Source organism: Pseudomonas sp. B21-053 (genome assembly GCF_026016365.1).
In the GTDB taxonomy this organism is placed as follows: Bacteria; Pseudomonadota; Gammaproteobacteria; order Pseudomonadales; family Pseudomonadaceae; genus Aquipseudomonas; species Aquipseudomonas nunensis.
Window position 1 is genome coordinate 5,887,170 of sequence record NZ_CP087205.1, and the last position, 16,769, is coordinate 5,903,938.

Below are 16,769 nucleotides of genomic sequence, written 5' to 3' on the forward strand. Positions count from 1 at the left end.
GTCGACCTGCAACAAGTGAGAGAAAGTAAGTGCCTTCGGATCAAGCTGTCAGTGGCTTGAAGGTCATCGCCAGGCCATTCATGCAGTAGCGCAGGCCGGTCGGTTTCGGTCCATCGTCGAAGACATGGCCCAGGTGCCCGCCGCAACGCCGGCAGTGAACCTCTTCGCGCAACACGCCGAACGAGCGGTCCTGACGTGTGGCCACAGCCTTGTCCAGCGGCGCCCAGAAGCTCGGCCAACCGGTGCGGCTGTCGAACTTGGTGTCCGATGAAAACAACGCCAGATCACACCCGGCGCAGGCAAACGTGCCCGCCCGATGTTCGTTGTTCAATGGGCTGCTGTAGGCCCGTTCGGTGCCTTCCTCACGCAGGATTTCGTACTGCTCGGCGCTGAGCAGGGTGTGCCATTCGCTGTCGGTGTGGGTCACTTCGAAAACCTCCGCCGCGCTGGCCTCGCCGATCAGTGCAGAACTCGCCGCAAATTTTGGCAATACACCGATCACCAGGGCTGCAGCCCCCAGCCCGCCGCTCGTGAGAAGAAATTGTCTGCGTGAAAACATGGCCGTCTCCAAAATTCCAGGTGCCTGTCATGGAACACAGCCTAGGCTTGGGTTGATCGCCAAATCCTCACGGGGAGTTAAACAATTCGTGATAACTCCACCCGAGGAAAACCCGCACAATGTGCCCATTCGCAGCAAAGGATTGAGCTTTATGGAACAGACCAAACGCGTCCTGGTGGTCGAGGACGACCTGCATATCGCCGACCTTATCTGCCTGCATCTACGCGATGAGCAGTTCGAGGTGGTGCATTGCGCCGACGGGGACGAAGGCATGCGCCTGTTGCAGCAAGGAAGCTGGGACGCGCTGATCCTCGACCTGATGTTGCCCGGTGTCGACGGCCTGGAAATCTGCAAACGCGCCCGGGCCATGGCCCGCTACACCCCGATCATTATCACCAGCGCGCGCTCCAGCGAACTGCACCGCATCCTGGGTCTGGAACTGGGTGCCGACGATTACCTGGCCAAGCCGTTTTCCATGCTGGAGCTGGTGGCGCGGGTCAAGGCATTGCTGCGACGGGTCGACGCCATGGCCCGCAACCTGAAGATGGACGCGGGCAGCCTGATCGTCGACGGCCTGTCCATCGACCCGATCACCCGCGAAGTGTCCCTCGACGGTCGGCGCCTGGACCTCACGCCGAGGGAATTCGATTTGCTGTATTTCTTCGCCCGCCAACCCGGCAAGGTGTTTTCGCGCATGGACCTGCTCAACGCCGTGTGGGGCTACAGCCACGAAGGCTACGAGCACACGGTCAACACCCACATCAATCGCCTGCGGGCCAAGATCGAAACCGATCCGGCACAACCGGTGCGCATCCTCACGGTGTGGGGACGCGGTTACAAATTCGCGGCATCCGAGGACCAGCCATGAGAATGACCCTGACTCAGCGCCTGTCCCTGGTGTTCGCCGTGTTGCTGCTGGTGTGCTGCGGCACCTCGGCATGGATGCAGGTGCGCGCCAACCAGATGCATGAGCTGGAAGTGGTGCAAGGGTTGTCCCGGGATCTGGCCCAGCACATCGCCCACGACACTGTGCTGATGGACGCCAAGGGTCTGATGCCGAATGCCGTGCGTGATCTGTTCAGCCAACTGATGCTGGTCAACCCGAGTGTCGAGGTCTATCTGCTCGACAGCCAGGGCCGCATTGTCGGTAGCGCCGCGCCGGAAGGACGGATACGTCGCAACCAAGTCGATCTGCAGCCGATCCAGCATTTGCTCAAGGGCGATGCCCTGCCGATTCTCGGGGACGACCCGCGTAGCGTCGATGGCCGCAAGGTCTTCAGTGCCGCGCCGTTGCAGGTCGACGGCAAACCGGCCGGCTATCTGTACGTGGTGCTGCTCAGCGAAGAACATGACCGCTACGCCGAACGCGGCGCCACCAGCGCCGCGCTCAACACGGCTTTACTGTCCATCGGTCTGGTGGCGCTGTTGTGCCTGATCGCCGGCCTCACAGCCTTTGCCTTGATCACCCGGCCGTTGCGACGCCTGACCGAAACCGTCAGCCAATTCGACATCGACGGCGTACCGGTCACGCCGCCGGCGCCAGTGGAAAAAGCCGCCAGCCACGATGAGATTGCCGTGCTCGACGCCGCGTTCCGGCAGATGCAGACACGCCTCAGTGAACAATGGCGCTCGCTGACCCGCCAGGATCAAGAACGCCGCGAACTGGTGGCGAACATCTCCCACGACCTGCGCACGCCCCTGGCCTCGCTGCACGGTTACCTGGAGACCCTGTCGCTGAAGGACGCCTCGCTCTCCCCCGCCGACCGCCGCCGCTACCTGGGCATCGCGCTGGACCAAAGCCGCAAAGTCGGTGGCCTGGCGCAATCGCTGTTGGAACTGGTGCGGCTGGAGCACGGCTTTGTGCAACCGGTACTGGAACGCTTCTCCATGACCGATCTGGTGCAGGACATCTTCCAGAAATTCGAACTCACCGCCGAAGCACGTCAGGTGGAACTCAAGGCAACCTTCGCCCCCAACGTTTCCGCCGCTTGCGCGGACCTGGGCCTGATCGAACGGGTGCTGACCAACCTGTTCGACAATGCGCTGCGCCATACCCCGCAGGGCGGTGAAATCGAACTCAGCCTGCGACCTCAAGGTTCATTCGTCGAAGTCACCATCAGCGACACCGGCCCCGGCATCGCTACCGAGCTGCGCGAAGGCCTGTTCCTGCGGCCATTCAACATTGGCGGCGCACGGCGTGATGGCGGGCTGGGACTGCGGATCGTGCATCGGATTCTGCAATTGCATGGCCGTGACATCCAGTTGATCGACGTTCCGGGACGCGGGGCAACCTTTCGCTTCATGTTGCCGGTGGACGAACAAACGGCAGAAAAAGGAGTGTTTCGCTCGATGAATCTCAATACTCCAGGGTAATTGTCGAACCCTGGCGGTATTATCCGTCACCTATTTCGGCAAGGACGCTGCGCAATGTTAAACATCCTGCTTAACACCCCGTGGTGGGCTTATTTAATCCTGGTGCTGCTGTGTTACAGCGGCATCAAAGCGCTTTCGCCAACCCGCGAAGGTAAGTTTTCATTCCTTCTTACCACTCTGGCTTTCATCTGTTTGTCGCTGTATTCGCTGACGACACTGACGCTTGAGCCAGCCCTGTTGATTGCATGCTGGTTGGTCGCTGCCATCCTGGGCGCTCTCATGGCGCAGGTGATTTTTTCACGAAACGGCGTGGTGCTGGATGATCCGGAAACCGGCTTGATCCTGCCGGGTTCAATCAAGCCCCTGATCATCTATCTGATACTTTTTGCCGTGGACTATTACTTTGGCTATCAGAACGATGCTCACCCGGAACGCGCCGCAACGCTGGAGATGCTATTGATAAAGGCGTCAACATTGGGGTTTTTCAGTGGGCTTTTCAGCGGCCGGGGATTTAAATATTACCGCACCCTGCTGGCCCTCCAGGCGCAACCCTCCAAGGGTGGTCCCCAACGGAACGCCCTCGGTCTAAAATGATTGCCCGTCGCCTGTTCATTCGTGACAACTCTGCGCGGGTCCAATAGATTAGGCGGCCTGAAAAGGCCAAGCGCTTTCTCGCCTCAACTCAAGTTAAAAGAAGTAGTGAAATTTCAATGTCCGATTCCAACACCGCTGAATCCGTAGTCACCTTGTCGTCCAAAGCGGAATACGAAAACTCCATCAATCTTTCACAGCACGTGCCCCAGGCCAAGACCATCAGCGAGATGGTCCTGGACGCTTTCCAGTCCACCCGGGAAAGCGATCAGATCCGCGAGCTGCGCGCCGCAATTCGCCAGGCGCACGACAGCTTCGACGACGATAAAGCCTATGAACTGATGGGCGAACTCAAGCAACTCAAGGATGCCGAAGCCTCCGACATTGCCGCCCTGGAAGACCTGAGCAGCAAATTCCCGATCAGCCGCATCCTGTCCAGCTTCAAGGACGACCCGGCGTTTCAGGAAATCGTCTACGGCCTGGCGCTGAAGGTGCTGAACCAGACGCATCAAGCCATCAGCAACCCGAGCAGCGGCAAGAGCAAGGTTGCTCGCGCGAAGAAAGAAGTCGAAGTGTTCACCATCAGCAAGGATGGCGTGAACGTCACCCTGCCCCTGCGCACGCCACGCTCGCGCCTGAACGTTGACCGTGAAGCCCTCGAGTTCCTTGGCTTCACTTTTGTCGGCGAAGGTGAAGAAGCGGAGCTGGAAAGCGAAACCTTCCTGGACAATGCCGGGACGGAGCAAGCGGTCAACCGCAAGAACATTATCACCGCGCTGCAACAGCAAACCGCGTTTGACGGTTACAGCATCGCCGCGCAGTAATACGGCTTAGCGGTACTGCAAAACCAAAAGCCCCGTGCTGAGAGTCAGCGCGGGGCTTTTTGTTGTCGGCCATAAAACGTTACGGCGACGAAGGACGTAACGCCACGATCATGTCCATCTCGACAGCGGCATTTTTCGGTAGTTGATAAACGCCGATTGTCGTTCGCGTATGTTTCCCGGCATCACCCAATACATGCCTGAATACATCGGAGGCACCATTGGCCACCTCGCTCAGGTCAGCAAAGTCCGCCGTGGACTTTACATACACCGTGATACGTAACAGCGTCTTGATTTTATCCAGCGAACCAATGGTGTCGACAATCAATGCCAGGCCACGCATCGCACTGATGCTGGCGGCGACTTGAGCATCCGCCAGTGTCAGTTCAAGCCCTACCCGGCCCGGATATTGGACTTTGCCGTGCTTACGCGGCACCAGCCCACTGACATACAGTTCATTGTCGTGCCGCACCAGCGGCTCGAAATGCCAACCGATGGTGCTCTCGCCATAGATGTCGTAATCAAGTTCTTCTGCCAAGGCGATGAAGCGTTCATCGCAAGTCATGTGGCCCGTCATTTCCCCCCACCCCACCTCTGTAACGTTCCATTAACAACCCTGATTTTTGACAGATTAGCCCAAGGTAGCCTTTCGCCACGACCTTGAATGAAAACGCCCCACACTTCTTTCGAAGGCGGGGCTTTTTGATTCGGGATTGCTAGAGGGCCTAGGGTTCCAGAGCCACGATCATATCCACTTCTACCGGGGCATTCTTCGGCAACTGATACACACCGACGGTGGTGCGAGTATGTTTACCGGCATCGCCCAGCACATGGGTAAAGACATCTGACGCACCGTTGGCCACTTCACTGAGATCAACGAAATCAAAGGTGGATTTGACATGCACGGTGATACGAATCAGTGATTTGATTTTATCCAGTGAACCGACGGCATCCATGATCAACGCCAAGGCGCGGATAGCACTGATGCTCGCGGCGGCCTGGGCATCCGCCAGGTTGAGTTCCAGACCTACTCGGCCGGGGTACTGGATTTTGCCGTTCATGCGCGGCACCAGGCCGCTGACGTACAGTTCATTGCCATGCCAGACCAGCAGGGAGTAATGCCCGCCGGCGGTGTTCTCGTCGTAGATGTCGAAACCGTGCTCCTTGGCCAGCTCGATAAAGCGTTCGTCGCGGGTGGTTGGCTTGTTCATTGACAGCACCTTCTAGATCAATCATGCGAAACACGCCTTCGAGGGTAGGCACAGACGCTTGCCTTGAGCAGAGCAAGTTCGTATAGAATCCAGCGAACTTTACTGCCAGGGAGACCAGTAAAATGCAGGCTCAACGCGCGGTCATCGCCGCCATCGAGTTCCAGCCAGGCGTGCCGCTGGTGCAACAGATCGTCGAGCAACTGTCGATCGCCATCAGCCAGGGTGGGCTACCACACGGTGCCAAACTGCCGCCGATTCGCGAACTCGCCGAGCTGTTGAATGTGGGCAAGTCCACGGTGGTCGATGCTCTCGACCACTTGCGGGCCAAGGGTCTGGTGGTTTCGCGCCAGGGTTCGGGGCATTACGTGCATCGTTCCACCACCACGATCCCGGTGGAACCCGGCCCGGACCTGCAACCCCAGGACACCCTCAGCATCGTCCGCCGTGCCGTATTGCTGGATAACGGCGCCCTGCGCCCCGGCTGCGGATTCCTGCCCTCGTCCTGGCTGCCCGCCGAAGAGCTGCTCAAAGCCGTGCGCGGCACCCTGCGCGCCACCGCTCTGCGCATGGGCGAATACGGCGTCACGGGCGGTTATTTGCCATTGCGTCAGGCGTTGCGGGTCAAACTGTCGACGTTTGGCATCGATGTGCCGGTGGAACAGATCATCACTACCGCCAATACCATGCAGGCCGTCGACCTGCTGATGCGTCTGCTGATCAAGCCTGGCGACACGGTGCTGCTCGACGATCCGTGCTACTTCAACATGCACACCAACCTCGCGCTGCATGGCGCCAAGGTCATCACCGTTCCCCGTAGCTGCGAAGGCCTGGACCTGGAGGCCTTCGAGCAAGCGCTGATCGCCCACAAACCCGTGCTGTACCTGACCAACAGCACGCTGCATAACCCGACCGGGCACTCGTTCTCCCCGGCTCAGGTGTATCGATTGATGGAGCTGAGCCACCGCTACGGCTTCCACATCGTCGAGGACGATTTATATGGCGACCTGCAGCAACGCCGCACACCGCGTCTGGCGGCAAGCGGCGTGGACAATGTGAGTTACGTGTCCGGGTTCTCCAAGACCCTGACGGCCAACAGCCGGGTCAGCTATGCGGTGCTGTCGCCGCAACTGGCGGCACGCCTGATCACTCTGAAAATGGCCTGCGGCGGCGTCACCTCGGAATTCGCCGAGCAGATTACCTGCACGATGCTCAGCAATGGCAGCTATGCCAAACATACGCGGCGCACGGTGGATCGGTTGTATGAATCGAGTAGCCGCGTGGCGCGCTGGTTGGTGGAGGCCGGTTGTTCCGTATCCTCGCTGCCCGGTGAAGGACTGTTTATCTGGACGCGTTTGCCCGAAGGCCTGCACGCCGAAACCCTGGCGCGCAAAGGTCTGGAAAACGACCTCGTGCTGGCGCCTGGAACCCTGCTCAGCAAATCCCCTGAGGCGAGCCAGTTCATGCGATTCAACGTGGCGCACAGCGATAACGCCCAGGTTCGCGAGCGGTTTTTCCGGTTGCTTGATCGCTGAGTTTTCCTGATACATCGCGGCGCAGCCTTCGCGAGCAAGCCCGCTCCCACATGGGTTTGGCGCCGGGCATGAGGCTGGCGGCAACACCGATCCAATGTGGGAGTGAGCCTGCTCGCGAAAGGGCTGACTCGGTCTACTAAAAAAACCCAATAAAAAACCCCGCTCTTCTTTCGAAGGCGGGGCTTTTCAGTTCAGCAGCTAAACCTTAAGGCGCGTAAGTCAGCAACAGCTCACTCGGCACTTTGAAGTCCAGCGACATCATCACGCTCAACGCGGTAATGGTGAAGATCGAGAACACGAACAGCTTGCGTGCCCAGACCGTGTCATCCACTGCCTTGTAGCCGGTCCAGGCCATGTACAACCAGTACATGCCCATGGCCGCGGCGACGGCGAGGTAGCTCATGCCGGCGTAGCCGCTGAAGGTCAGCATCAGGGTCGCGACCAGGAATGCCAGGATGTAGAGCAGGATGTGCTTCTTGGCGACCTGGATCCCGCGCTTCACTGGCAGCACCGGAATCGATGCGGCCAGGTAATCGTTGAAGCGGAAGATCGCGATGGCGTAGGAATGCGGCATCTGCCACAGGCTGAACATCACCAGCAGGGTCAGCGCAGCCATGTCGAAGCTGTTGGTCACGGCGACGTAACCAATTACCGGCGGCATCGCGCCCGACAGACTGCCCACCAGCGTGCCGTGAACCGACTTGCGCTTGAGGTACAGGCTGTAGAAGCCGACGTAGATCACAAAACCGATGACCGCAAACAGCGCAGCCAGTGGATTCGCCACCTTGTACAACAGTGCAACGCCGGCGATACCGAGGACGGTCGCGTAGACCAGGGCCAGTTTCAGGGAGATCAAGCCCTGGACCAGCACCCGGTTCTTGGTGCGTTCCATCTTCAGGTCGATGTCGCGGTCGATGCAGTTGTTGAACACGCAACCGGAAGCCACCACCAGGGACGTGCCGATCATGGCGGCCAGGAAGATGGCCAGATCGACATGCCCTTTCGAGGCCAGGAAAAATCCGCCTGCCACAGAAAGCACGTTACCGAAAATGATCCCCGGTTTGGTGATTTGGATAAAGTGCTTAAAGGACATCCGGACTTTCCTCAGTGCGCCATCATGACGGTGTGGATGCTGAACATGATCCACAGCGACAAGCCAACCAACAGGACGATCACCATCGCAGCGAACACAAACGCAATCACGTTGTTACGCTGGGCGGCGGAGCGGTCCAGGTGGAGGAAGTACACCAGGTGAACGAGCACCTGGATCACTGCGAAGGCCAGTACGATCCACAGCGTCCAGACTTTCGGCAGCGATGGGTACATCACCAGGCCGAACGGAATGATCGTCAGGATCACCGACAGGATGAAGCCGATGGCGTAGGACTTTACGCTGCCGTGACCGGCGTCGTGGCTGTCGTGGGAATGAGCGTTAGCCATTACAGAGTCCCCATCAGGTAAACAACGGTGAATACGCAGATCCAGACCACGTCCAGGAAGTGCCAGAACAGGCTCAGGCAGCTCAGGCGGGTCTTGTTGGTCGACGTCAGGCCATGTTTGTTGACCTGATACATCATGATCGCCATCCAGATCAGACCGCTGGTCACGTGCAGACCGTGGGTGCCGACCAGGGTGAAGAACCCGGACAGGAAGCCGCTGCGGCTAGGACCGTAGCCTTCGGAGATCAGCATGTGGAACTCGTTGATCTCCATGCCGATGAAGCCCAGGCCGAACAGGAAAGTGATGGCCAACCAGCCCAACACTGCTTTCTTGTTGCCCTTGAACAACGCCAGCATGGCGAAGCCGTAGGTGATCGAACTGAGCAACAGGCAGGCGGTTTCGCCCAGCACGTATGGCAGCTCGAAGATGTCGTGGCCCGACGGGCCACCCGCTACGTTGTTAACCAGTACCGCGTACACCGCGAAGATCGACGCAAACAAAATGCAGTCGGTCATCAGGTAGAGCCAGAAACCGAATACGGTCATCTCGCCCGAGTCGTGGTGATGGTCATCGTGCCCATGTTCATCGACATGGGTGTGTCCAGCATTGGTCACTAAGTTCGACATGGTTTAAGCCTGTTCCAACGAGGTTTCAACACGGGTGGCGCCAGCCGGGATTTTCCCTGCCGCTACCAGACGCTTGTGCTGCTCGGCTTCGATGCGCTCGATCACGTCGACCGGCACCATATAGCCCTGGTCATCACGGGCAGCATGGATAACGAAGTAGATCACGGTACCGGCGAGGCCGAAGATGGCCATCCACCAGATGTGCCAGATCATCGCGAAACCGAACACGGTCAACAGAGCACCCATGACCAGACCGGTCGCGGTGTTGTTTGGCATGTGGATCGGTTCGTACTTGGCCGGAGTCTGGTACGCAGTACCGTTTTCCTTGGCTTCAGTGAACGGGTCGATGCCTGGCGCTTTCGGCAGTACCGCGAAGTTGTAGAACGGCGGTGGCGACGAGGTCGACCATTCCAGGGTATGGGCATTCCACGGATCGCCGTGTTCGCACATGTTCTCTGGCTTCTTGCGGTCACGCACACTGACGTACAGCTGGATCAACTGGCAGGCAATACCGACGGCGATCATGACCGCGCCGAACATTGCTACGTGCAGGTAAGGCACCCACTCAGGGTTGGTGGTGGCGTTCAGACGACGGGTCATGCCCATGAAGCCCAGTGCATAGAGCGGCATGAACGCGACGAAGAAGCCCGAGATCCAGAACCAGAACGCTGCCTTGCCCCAACCTTCGTGCAGCTTGAAGCCGAACGCTTTAGGGAAGAAGAAAGCGAAACCAGCGATGTAGCCAAATACTGCGCCGCCGATGATCACGTTGTGGAAGTGAGCGATCACGAACAGGCTGTTGTGCAGTACGAAGTCAGCACCCGGGATGGCCAGCAATACGCCGGTCATGCCGCCGATGGCGAAGGTCACCATGAAGCCCAGGGTCCAGAGAACCTGGCTGGTGAACTGCAGACGACCGCGATAGATGGTGAACAGCCAGTTGAATAGCTTCACCCCCGTCGGAATCGAGATCAGCATCGTCGCCAGACCGAAGAAGGCGTTGACGCTGGCACCCGACCCCATGGTGAAGAAGTGGTGCAGCCAGACCATGAAGCCCAGGATCGAGATCGCGCCGGAAGCGTAGATCATCGAGTGGTGGCCGAACAGACGCTTGCCGGAGAAGGTCGAGATGACTTCGGAGAAGACCCCGAACGCCGGCAGAATCAGAATGTAAACCTCGGGGTGACCCCAGGCCCAGAACAAGTTGACGTACATCATTGGATTGCCACCAAGTTCATTGGTGAAAATGTGGAAATCCATGTAACGGTCGAGGGTCAGCAGTGCCAGGGTAGCGGTCAGGATCGGGAACGAAGCCACGATCAGGACGTTGGCCCAGGTGCAGGTCCAGGTGAAGATCGGCATGTCCATCATCTTCATGCCTGGAGTACGCATCTTCAGCACGGTCGCCAGGAAGTTAACCCCGGTTAGCGTTGTCCCCAGACCCGATAGCTGCAGGGCCCAGATGTAGTAGTCCACACCAACGCCCGGGCTGTAGCCCAGTTCCGACAGCGGTGGATACGCAACCCAACCGGTACGGGCGAATTCGCCGACACCCAGGGACACGTTTACCAGCACAACGCCGGACACCAGCAGCCAGAAGCTCAGGGAGTTCAGGAACGGGTAGGCAACGTCACGTGCGCCGATCTGCAGCGGCACTGCAAGGTTCATCAGGCCGGTGAAGAATGGCATCGCCATGAAGATGATCATGATCACACCGTGAGCGGTGAAGATCTGGTCATAGTGTTCAGGTGGCAGGTAGCCAGGCGACCCCTCGGTGGCCAGGGCCAGCTGGGAACGCATCATGATGGCGTCGGCAAAACCGCGCAGCAGCATGATCATGGCGACGATGATGTACATCACGCCGATTTTCTTGTGGTCGACCGACGTCAGCCACTCGGTCCACAAGTAGGTCCACTTCTTGAAGTAGGTGATTGCAGCGAACACCGCCAGACCGCCGAGCGCGATCATGGCGATGGTAATCATCACGATCGGTTCGTGGAACGGGACCGCTTCCCAACTTAATTTACCAAACATCGTTTACTCCTCTGCCCCGGCAGCTGAATGCGAACTCATGTCCATCCCTTCCATGGCGGCCATTTCGTGCTCTTTTTTCTCGTGATGCATTGGCGCGCCCGGTTTCATGCCTTCGTACTTGTCGACGATGATCTGGAACAGGTTTGGCGTGAACGAGGAATAGAGCTCGACTGGGTTGTTCTGGCTTGGTTTGGAAAGGGCTTCGTATTCAGCTTTTTCCAGCTGTTTAGGTGCCTTCTTGACATCACTGACCCAGGCATCGAAATCCGCCTGGGAAGTGGCGATAGCTTTGAACTTCATGCCGGTGAAACCCGCGCCGCTGTAGTTGGCGGAGATACCGTCGAATTCAGCGTTCTGGTTGGCAATCAGGTGCAGCTTGGTTTCCATGCCCGCCATCGCGTAGATCTGGCCACCCAGGCCCGGGATGAAGAACGAGTTCATCACGGTGTCGGAGGTGATTTTGAAATTGATTGGCGTGTTGGCCGGGAACACCAGTTTGTTAACGGTGGCGATGCCTTGTTCCGGGTAGATGAACAGCCACTTCCAGTCCATGGAGACCACTTCAACGGTGATCGGCTTGACGTCGGATTCGAGCGGCTTGTACGGGTCCAGTGCGTGGGTCGAAATGTAGGTCACGTAACCCAGCGCAATGATGATCAGGACCGGAACAGCCCATACCGCGATTTCAATCTTGGTGGAGTGCGACCATTTAGGCGCGTACACCGCGTCCGGGTTGGTAGCGCGATATTTCCAGGCGAACAGGAACGTCATGACGATGACCGGCACAACGACCAACAGCATCAGCAGCGTTGCGGTGATGATCAGGTTTCGCTCATCCAGGCCGACCTGGCCCTTGGGGTCGAGCAAGGTCATGTTGCAGCCTGACAGCAGCAACGTGCCGAGCAGCGGCAATAAGCCTAGTAGTCTGGGGTACCTGTTTTTACTCATCTCACGACCTCTAAAGCAGCTTGCGCAATGCAGTTGGGTTTTGATCGCCAACACTTCACCCTGCCAAGGGTTGGCATTTTTCTTGGATTGAATAAGGGCTGCCCGTCGCGCGTCAGACGCTGTTCGACAAATCCTGGGCTAGCGGTGAGTTCTTATTCGAATTCGTGGTCAAAGGCCTTGTTACAGACCAATTCCATTTGGTGCGGATAGTCGGAAAGGCACCGACACCTGGGAGTCGCATAAAGCCGCTAAGCCTCTCGACACCCTATTTTGCTCAGACGAGAGCAGCGCCGGGAATTCAGTGCGGGCGATTGTAGATACGTCGCCGCCCATAAACCATGTCTCATCCCGAAATAATTTTTATCCGATCCAGCAACAATCATTAACGGATTTTGCAAAAGTTCGGCATGGTATCGAAATTAATTCTCAACAAAAACACCAAAATTTGTGGGGCTAAGACCCGCAGTTCAGACAGCCTTCATGGCAACTTGCCTTCCCCTACCCCCTTCAAAGCCCCGATAAGCAAGGGGTCTGGCGATTCGCCGAAGCCTGTTAAAACTGCCTGATACACCATGAAGATGAACAAATGGGTAGCGGCTCAAACGAGGTGATTTCGTTGCATAGCTATGCACCAATTCAGCTCTTTGAAATGCCCTGCGACACTCTGGCTGTGACAACATGTCGCACACGTTGCGCACCCTTGGCTGTCGCACATCACGGTCTGTTTACCTGAGCTCTGAAATGCAAAACGCCCCGGCCCTCTATACGAGGACCGGGGCGTTTTTTGTTACGTACAGCGGGTTAGCGCAGCGCCTTGCGATTACGCGAGACCAGCAGCGGCACGAGGATCACCACCAGCACAAACGACACCAGCGCCCACTGTGCCAGCGACAGGCCGAGGATCGGCGGATACGGCGTGTCACAGAAGCCATCGACCTGGAAGCCCAGCGGGAAGATCTTCGCCAGGGGCAGGCCGTCGACTATCGGTTGCAGCACATCGACGCCACAGCTGACCGCCGGATAGAACTGCGTATACACGTGATGCCCCGCCACAGCGACGCCACCCAGCGCACAGATCACCACCAGCACCTCAAACACGGTGAGGCTGCGACGGGTGCGCATGGCGGCGCCGATGAACGCGAAGATGGCGATCAGCAACAACGCATAACGCTGCAGGATGCACAGCGGGCACGGCGCCTCTTCCAGCACCACTTGCATGTACAGCGCGCCGCCGATCAGTGCCAGACAGATGATGCCCAGCAGCACCAGATAACGCCGCTCACGGCCCAACCGCATCGTTTCGTCACTCATCGCGTTTCCCTTCTAAATATCGATTGCCGGAAGTCTACACGCTGGCCCGGACCTTGGAGAGCCTGGCGCGCGCCGGTAGATGTCGGGGAATAGACGACAGGCCGGTTAAGAAGGGATTAATTTTTGGGTGATTTGCAAGAATTGGGACCGTGGTGCGGCCTTTCGCGAGCAAGCTCGCTCCCACAGGGACCGGTGTGAACACAAATCCTGTGCTCAACCGAAATCCCATGTGGGAGCGGGCTTGCTCGCGAAGCAGGCGACTCGGTATTTAATCGTTACTCAAGCGCCGAAGCCGGCCCAAAGAACTCATAACGACTCTGCTTCTCCGGCACACCCAGCGCTTTCAAATGCCGCTTGATCGCCGCCATAAAGCCTTTAGGCCCCAGGAAATAAGCATCCAGATCGCGCTGCTGCGGCAACCATTCGCCCAACTGCTCCTGACTCAACAACCCAACCTTGTCCGCCGCCGGGCTCACGCCGTCATCTTCGGCGTAGCAATAGAAGCGCTTGAGCTGCGGATGACGTTCGGCCAAACCATCGATCCAGTCACGGAACGCATGGACGCTGCCGTTACGCGCACAGTGAATAAAGTGCACCGGCCGCTCGGTCGCCAACGCTGCTTCGAGCATCGCCAGGGTCGGAGTGATGCCGACACCACCGCTGATCAGCACCAGCGGTTTATCGCTGGCGGTCAGGGTGAACTCGCCCGATGGCGGGAACAGTTGGATGCTCGAGCCGACATGCAGTTGATCGTGCAAGTGGTTGGAGGCGCGGCCACCGATTTCGCGCTTCACGCTGATGCGGTATTGGCCTTTGTCCGAGAGGGAGGACAGCGAGTAATTACGACGAATTTCTTCGCCATCCAGGATCAGCTTCATACCGATGTACTGGCCTGGCTCGGCAGCGAGGATCGGGCCTTTGTCAGCAGGTTCGAAGTAGAACGAGGTGATTTCCGCGCTTTCCTCGACCTTGGCCGCGACGATGAACTCCCGCGCCCCGCGCCAGCCACCCGGTGCCTGTTCTTTCTGGTCGTAGATGCTGGTTTCGGCGCCGATCAGGATGTCAGCCAATTGACCGTAAGCCGCGCCCCACGCCGCAATGACTTCCGGGGTAGCGATTTCTTCGCCCAGCACTTCGGCAATCGCACGCAACAGGCAGGTGCCGACAATCGGGTAGTGCTCCGGCAGAATCTGCAGGGCCACGTGTTTGTTGATGATCTTGGCCACCAGATCGCCCAACTGGTCGAGCTGATCGATGTGCCGCGCATACATCAATACACCATTGGCCAAGGCGCGGGGTTGGTCACCGCTGGCCTGGTGGGCCTGGTTGAACAGCGGGCGGACTTCCGGGTATTCGGAGAGCATCATGCGGTAGAAGTGAGTGATCAGCGCTTCGCCACCGCTTTCCAGCAACGGCACGGTGGATTTGACGATGGCACGGTCTTGAACGCTAAGCATTAGGGCGACTCCTGAGCTTCGATTTGAATGCCTTAGGCTTATCAGTTTCCATGCCAACAATTAAAAGCTTAAAAATCAAATAGTTGAATTCAACGTAGTCATATCGACACAGGCTGCTTTATAGTCACACCGACTACACGGAGTCACTATGACTGCAAAATCCCTGCTTACTGCCCTGCTCCCGCTGGTCTCGGACCTGTCCCGCGAACTGCCCGAAGGCGAGCGCTATCGGCGCTTGCTCGAAGCCATGCGCGCCCTGCTGCCCTGCGACGCCGCCGCGCTGCTGCGCCTCGATGGCGAATGGCTGGTGCCGCTGGCGGTGGACGGCTTGAGCACTGACACCTTGGGACGGCGCTTCAAGGTCAGCGAACACCCGCGCTTCGAAGCATTGCTGAGCAGTCCCGGCCCGACCCGTTTCGCCGCTGACAGCGAGTTGCCCGACCCTTACGACGGTCTGGTTGATGGACTCGACGAGCATCTGGAAGTCCACGATTGCATGGGTTGCCCACTGTTTATTGACGAGCGTCCGTGGGGCCTGCTGACCCTCGACGCGCTGGACCCGGAGCGTTTCGAACCGATCGAACTCGATGCTCTGCAAGCCTTCGCCAGCCTCGCCGCTGCGACCGTCAACGCCGCCGAGCGCATCGAACGGCTGGCCAATCGCGCGGAAGACGAACACCAGCGCGCCGAGGTTTACCGTCAGGCCAGTGGCCAGCAGAACCGCGAAATGATCGGCCAGAGCAAATCTCACAAACGCCTGGTGGAAGAGATCAGCCTGGTGGGCGGCAGCGACCTGACCGTGCTGATCACCGGGGAAACCGGGGTCGGCAAGGAACTGGTGGCGCAGGCAATTCACGCCGCCTCGCCCCGGGCCGACAAACCGATCATCAGCCTCAACTGCGCCGCGCTGCCGGATACGCTGGTCGAGAGTGAATTGTTCGGCCATGTGCGCGGCGCGTTCACCGGGGCGACGAGCGACCGACGTGGCAAATTCGAACTGGCGAATGGCGGCACGCTGTTTCTCGATGAGGTCGGTGAACTGTCCCTGACCGTACAGGCCAAGCTGTTGCGGGTGCTGCAAAGCGGTCAGTTGCAGCGCCTGGGCTCGGACAAAGAACATCAAGTGGACGTGCGGCTGATCGCAGCCACCAACCGCGACCTCGCTGAAGAAGTGCGCAGCGGTCGCTATCGCGCTGACTTCTATCATCGACTGAGCGTGTATCCGCTGCTGGTGCCCGCGCTGCGTGATCGCGGGCGGGATGTGTTGCTGCTCAGCGGTTTCTTCCTCGAACAGAACCGCTCGCGCATGGGCCTCAACAGCTTGCGCCTGAACAGCGATGCCCAAGCAGCGCTATTGGCTTATCAATGGCCAGGGAACGTGCGAGAGCTGGAACACTTGATTGGCCGCAGCGCATTGAAGGCGCTGGGCAACTGCAAGGAACGGCCGAAGATTCTCAGTTTGAGTGCGGCGGACCTGGATTTGCCCCATGACAGCGTCGAGCTCCCTGCCGAGCAACCGACTGTCAGCCCTATGCCTTTAGTCTCGGGTGACTTGCGGGCGGCGACCGAGGATTATCAGCGGCAACTGATCAACGCCTGTCTGGAACGCCACAACAACAATTGGGCGAGCGCGGCCCGTGAGCTAGGCTTGGATCGAGCGAATCTGGGGCGCATGGCCAAGCGATTGGGGATGAAATAAGCAAAGATCGCAGCCTTCGGCAGCTCCTACGCCGATCGTATTCCCCTGTAGGAGCTGCCGAAGGCTGCGATCTTTGATCTACCCGAGATTTATTGGCGCTAAAGCCTGCCCCCAACAAGTCGATAACCCGGCATCAATAGCTTTTGGCGACTTTTTATTCGCCCATC

General features: G+C 58.5%; 16 protein-coding genes. 6 read left to right on the forward strand and 10 right to left on the reverse strand.

The genetic code is table 11. The features are described from left to right. Window positions 1-40 precede the first annotated feature (40 nt). Window positions 41-559, reverse strand: a complete 519-nt coding sequence (msrB, locus tag LOY68_RS26290; protein WP_265040816.1) for a peptide-methionine (R)-S-oxide reductase MsrB — start codon at window positions 557-559, stop codon at window positions 41-43. Between the two features lie 151 nt (window positions 560-710). Here msrB and LOY68_RS26295 point away from each other — a divergent pair, with 151 nt between their 5' ends. The 4 genes from LOY68_RS26295 (at window position 711) to LOY68_RS26310 (ending at window position 4,347) form a co-directional block, all read left to right on the forward strand. Continuing rightward, window positions 711-1,427 (forward strand): response regulator transcription factor, encoded by a 717-nt coding sequence (locus LOY68_RS26295; protein WP_054613578.1) that lies wholly within the window; start codon window positions 711-713, stop codon window positions 1,425-1,427. Further along, window positions 1,424-2,932 carry a sensor histidine kinase gene (locus tag LOY68_RS26300; RefSeq protein ID WP_265040818.1) on the forward strand — a complete coding sequence of 503 codons (1,509 nt, stop codon included), beginning with the start codon at window positions 1,424-1,426 and terminating at the stop codon, window positions 2,930-2,932. Before LOY68_RS26295 ends, LOY68_RS26300 begins: the two co-directional genes overlap by 4 nt. A gap of 54 nt (window positions 2,933-2,986) precedes the next feature. Further along, complete coding sequence (locus LOY68_RS26305; RefSeq protein ID WP_265040819.1) at window positions 2,987-3,526, forward strand: DUF6622 family protein; 540 nt, start codon at window positions 2,987-2,989, stop codon at window positions 3,524-3,526. A gap of 116 nt (window positions 3,527-3,642) precedes the next feature. Continuing rightward, complete coding sequence (locus LOY68_RS26310) at window positions 3,643-4,347, forward strand: hypothetical protein (RefSeq protein WP_265040821.1); 705 nt, start codon at window positions 3,643-3,645, stop codon at window positions 4,345-4,347. Window positions 4,348-4,426: 79 nt separating this feature from the next. On the opposite strand, the gene LOY68_RS26315 is transcribed toward LOY68_RS26310, so the two are convergent. Both LOY68_RS26315 and LOY68_RS26320 read right to left on the reverse strand, forming a co-directional pair. Further along, on the reverse strand, window positions 4,427-4,921 hold the full coding sequence (locus LOY68_RS26315) for a RidA family protein (RefSeq protein ID WP_054045495.1): 495 nt from the start codon (window positions 4,919-4,921) through the stop codon (window positions 4,427-4,429). A 148-nt stretch (window positions 4,922-5,069) separates the two neighbouring features. Next, window positions 5,070-5,555 carry a RidA family protein gene (locus tag LOY68_RS26320; RefSeq protein WP_054613572.1) on the reverse strand — a complete coding sequence of 162 codons (486 nt, stop codon included), beginning with the start codon at window positions 5,553-5,555 and terminating at the stop codon, window positions 5,070-5,072. Window positions 5,556-5,677: 122 nt separating this feature from the next. Here LOY68_RS26320 and LOY68_RS26325 point away from each other — a divergent pair, with 122 nt between their 5' ends. Beyond that, window positions 5,678-7,087 carry a PLP-dependent aminotransferase family protein gene (locus LOY68_RS26325; protein ID WP_265040822.1) on the forward strand — a complete coding sequence of 470 codons (1,410 nt, stop codon included), beginning with the start codon at window positions 5,678-5,680 and terminating at the stop codon, window positions 7,085-7,087. Between the two features lie 205 nt (window positions 7,088-7,292). Here LOY68_RS26325 and cyoE read toward each other — a convergent pair whose 3' ends face one another. The 7 genes from cyoE to hmpA form a co-directional block, all read right to left on the reverse strand. Continuing rightward, window positions 7,293-8,180, reverse strand: a complete 888-nt coding sequence (cyoE, locus tag LOY68_RS26330) for a heme o synthase (protein ID WP_054045503.1) — start codon at window positions 8,178-8,180, stop codon at window positions 7,293-7,295. An 11-nt stretch (window positions 8,181-8,191) separates the two neighbouring features. Further along, entirely contained in the window at window positions 8,192-8,527 is a 336-nt protein-coding gene (gene cyoD, locus LOY68_RS26335; protein ID WP_054045505.1) for a cytochrome o ubiquinol oxidase subunit IV, read from the reverse strand. Further along, window positions 8,527-9,153, reverse strand: a complete 627-nt coding sequence (locus tag LOY68_RS26340; protein WP_163912099.1) for a cytochrome o ubiquinol oxidase subunit III — start codon at window positions 9,151-9,153, stop codon at window positions 8,527-8,529. The genes cyoD and LOY68_RS26340 overlap by 1 nt, the downstream gene beginning before the upstream one ends. Before the next feature lie 3 nt (window positions 9,154-9,156). Further along, entirely contained in the window at window positions 9,157-11,187 is a 2,031-nt protein-coding gene (cyoB, locus tag LOY68_RS26345) for a cytochrome o ubiquinol oxidase subunit I (protein ID WP_265040826.1), read from the reverse strand. Window positions 11,188-11,190: 3 nt separating this feature from the next. Further along, the gene (gene cyoA / locus LOY68_RS26350; RefSeq protein ID WP_054613569.1) at window positions 11,191-12,135 is read right to left on the reverse strand and encodes a ubiquinol oxidase subunit II; all 945 of its coding nucleotides are present in this window, start codon (window positions 12,133-12,135) and stop codon (window positions 11,191-11,193) included. Between the two features lie 801 nt (window positions 12,136-12,936). Further along, window positions 12,937-13,446 (reverse strand): disulfide bond formation protein B, encoded by a 510-nt coding sequence (locus LOY68_RS26355; RefSeq protein WP_163912094.1) that lies wholly within the window; start codon window positions 13,444-13,446, stop codon window positions 12,937-12,939. Between the two features lie 275 nt (window positions 13,447-13,721). Then, a complete protein-coding gene (hmpA, locus tag LOY68_RS26360; RefSeq protein ID WP_265040827.1) occupies window positions 13,722-14,903 on the reverse strand; it encodes an NO-inducible flavohemoprotein in 1,182 nt (393 codons plus the stop codon). Between the two features lie 148 nt (window positions 14,904-15,051). On the opposite strand from hmpA, the gene norR reads away from it, so the two are divergent. After that, the gene (norR, locus tag LOY68_RS26365; protein ID WP_163912087.1) at window positions 15,052-16,602 is read left to right on the forward strand and encodes a nitric oxide reductase transcriptional regulator NorR; all 1,551 of its coding nucleotides are present in this window, start codon (window positions 15,052-15,054) and stop codon (window positions 16,600-16,602) included. Window positions 16,603-16,769 lie beyond the last annotated feature (167 nt).

Excerpts from the sequence above, each read along its gene's own strand:
- LOY68_RS26295 (WP_054613578.1), top strand. The coding sequence starts at position 711 with ATGGAACAGACCAAACGCGTCCTGGTGGTCGAGGACGACCTGCATATC.
- msrB (WP_265040816.1), bottom strand. The coding sequence starts at position 559 with ATGTTTTCACGCAGACAATTTCTTCTCACGAGCGGCGGGCTGGGGGCT.
- LOY68_RS26305 (WP_265040819.1), top strand. The coding sequence starts at position 2,987 with ATGTTAAACATCCTGCTTAACACCCCGTGGTGGGCTTATTTAATCCTG.
- LOY68_RS26315 (WP_054045495.1), bottom strand. The coding sequence starts at position 4,921 with ATGACGGGCCACATGACTTGCGATGAACGCTTCATCGCCTTGGCAGAA.
- cyoD (WP_054045505.1), bottom strand. The coding sequence starts at position 8,527 with ATGGCTAACGCTCATTCCCACGACAGCCACGACGCCGGTCACGGCAGC.
- cyoB (WP_265040826.1), bottom strand. The coding sequence starts at position 11,187 with ATGTTTGGTAAATTAAGTTGGGAAGCGGTCCCGTTCCACGAACCGATC.
- LOY68_RS26320 (WP_054613572.1), bottom strand. The coding sequence starts at position 5,555 with ATGAACAAGCCAACCACCCGCGACGAACGCTTTATCGAGCTGGCCAAG.
- hmpA (WP_265040827.1), bottom strand. The coding sequence starts at position 14,903 with ATGCTTAGCGTTCAAGACCGTGCCATCGTCAAATCCACCGTGCCGTTG.
- LOY68_RS26325 (WP_265040822.1), top strand. The coding sequence starts at position 5,678 with ATGCAGGCTCAACGCGCGGTCATCGCCGCCATCGAGTTCCAGCCAGGC.
- LOY68_RS26300 (WP_265040818.1), top strand. The coding sequence starts at position 1,424 with ATGAGAATGACCCTGACTCAGCGCCTGTCCCTGGTGTTCGCCGTGTTG.
- norR (WP_163912087.1), top strand. The coding sequence starts at position 15,052 with ATGACTGCAAAATCCCTGCTTACTGCCCTGCTCCCGCTGGTCTCGGAC.
- LOY68_RS26310 (WP_265040821.1), top strand. The coding sequence starts at position 3,643 with ATGTCCGATTCCAACACCGCTGAATCCGTAGTCACCTTGTCGTCCAAA.
- cyoE (WP_054045503.1), bottom strand. The coding sequence starts at position 8,180 with ATGTCCTTTAAGCACTTTATCCAAATCACCAAACCGGGGATCATTTTC.
- LOY68_RS26355 (WP_163912094.1), bottom strand. The coding sequence starts at position 13,446 with ATGAGTGACGAAACGATGCGGTTGGGCCGTGAGCGGCGTTATCTGGTG.
- LOY68_RS26340 (WP_163912099.1), bottom strand. The coding sequence starts at position 9,153 with ATGTCGAACTTAGTGACCAATGCTGGACACACCCATGTCGATGAACAT.
- cyoA (WP_054613569.1), bottom strand. The coding sequence starts at position 12,135 with ATGAGTAAAAACAGGTACCCCAGACTACTAGGCTTATTGCCGCTGCTC.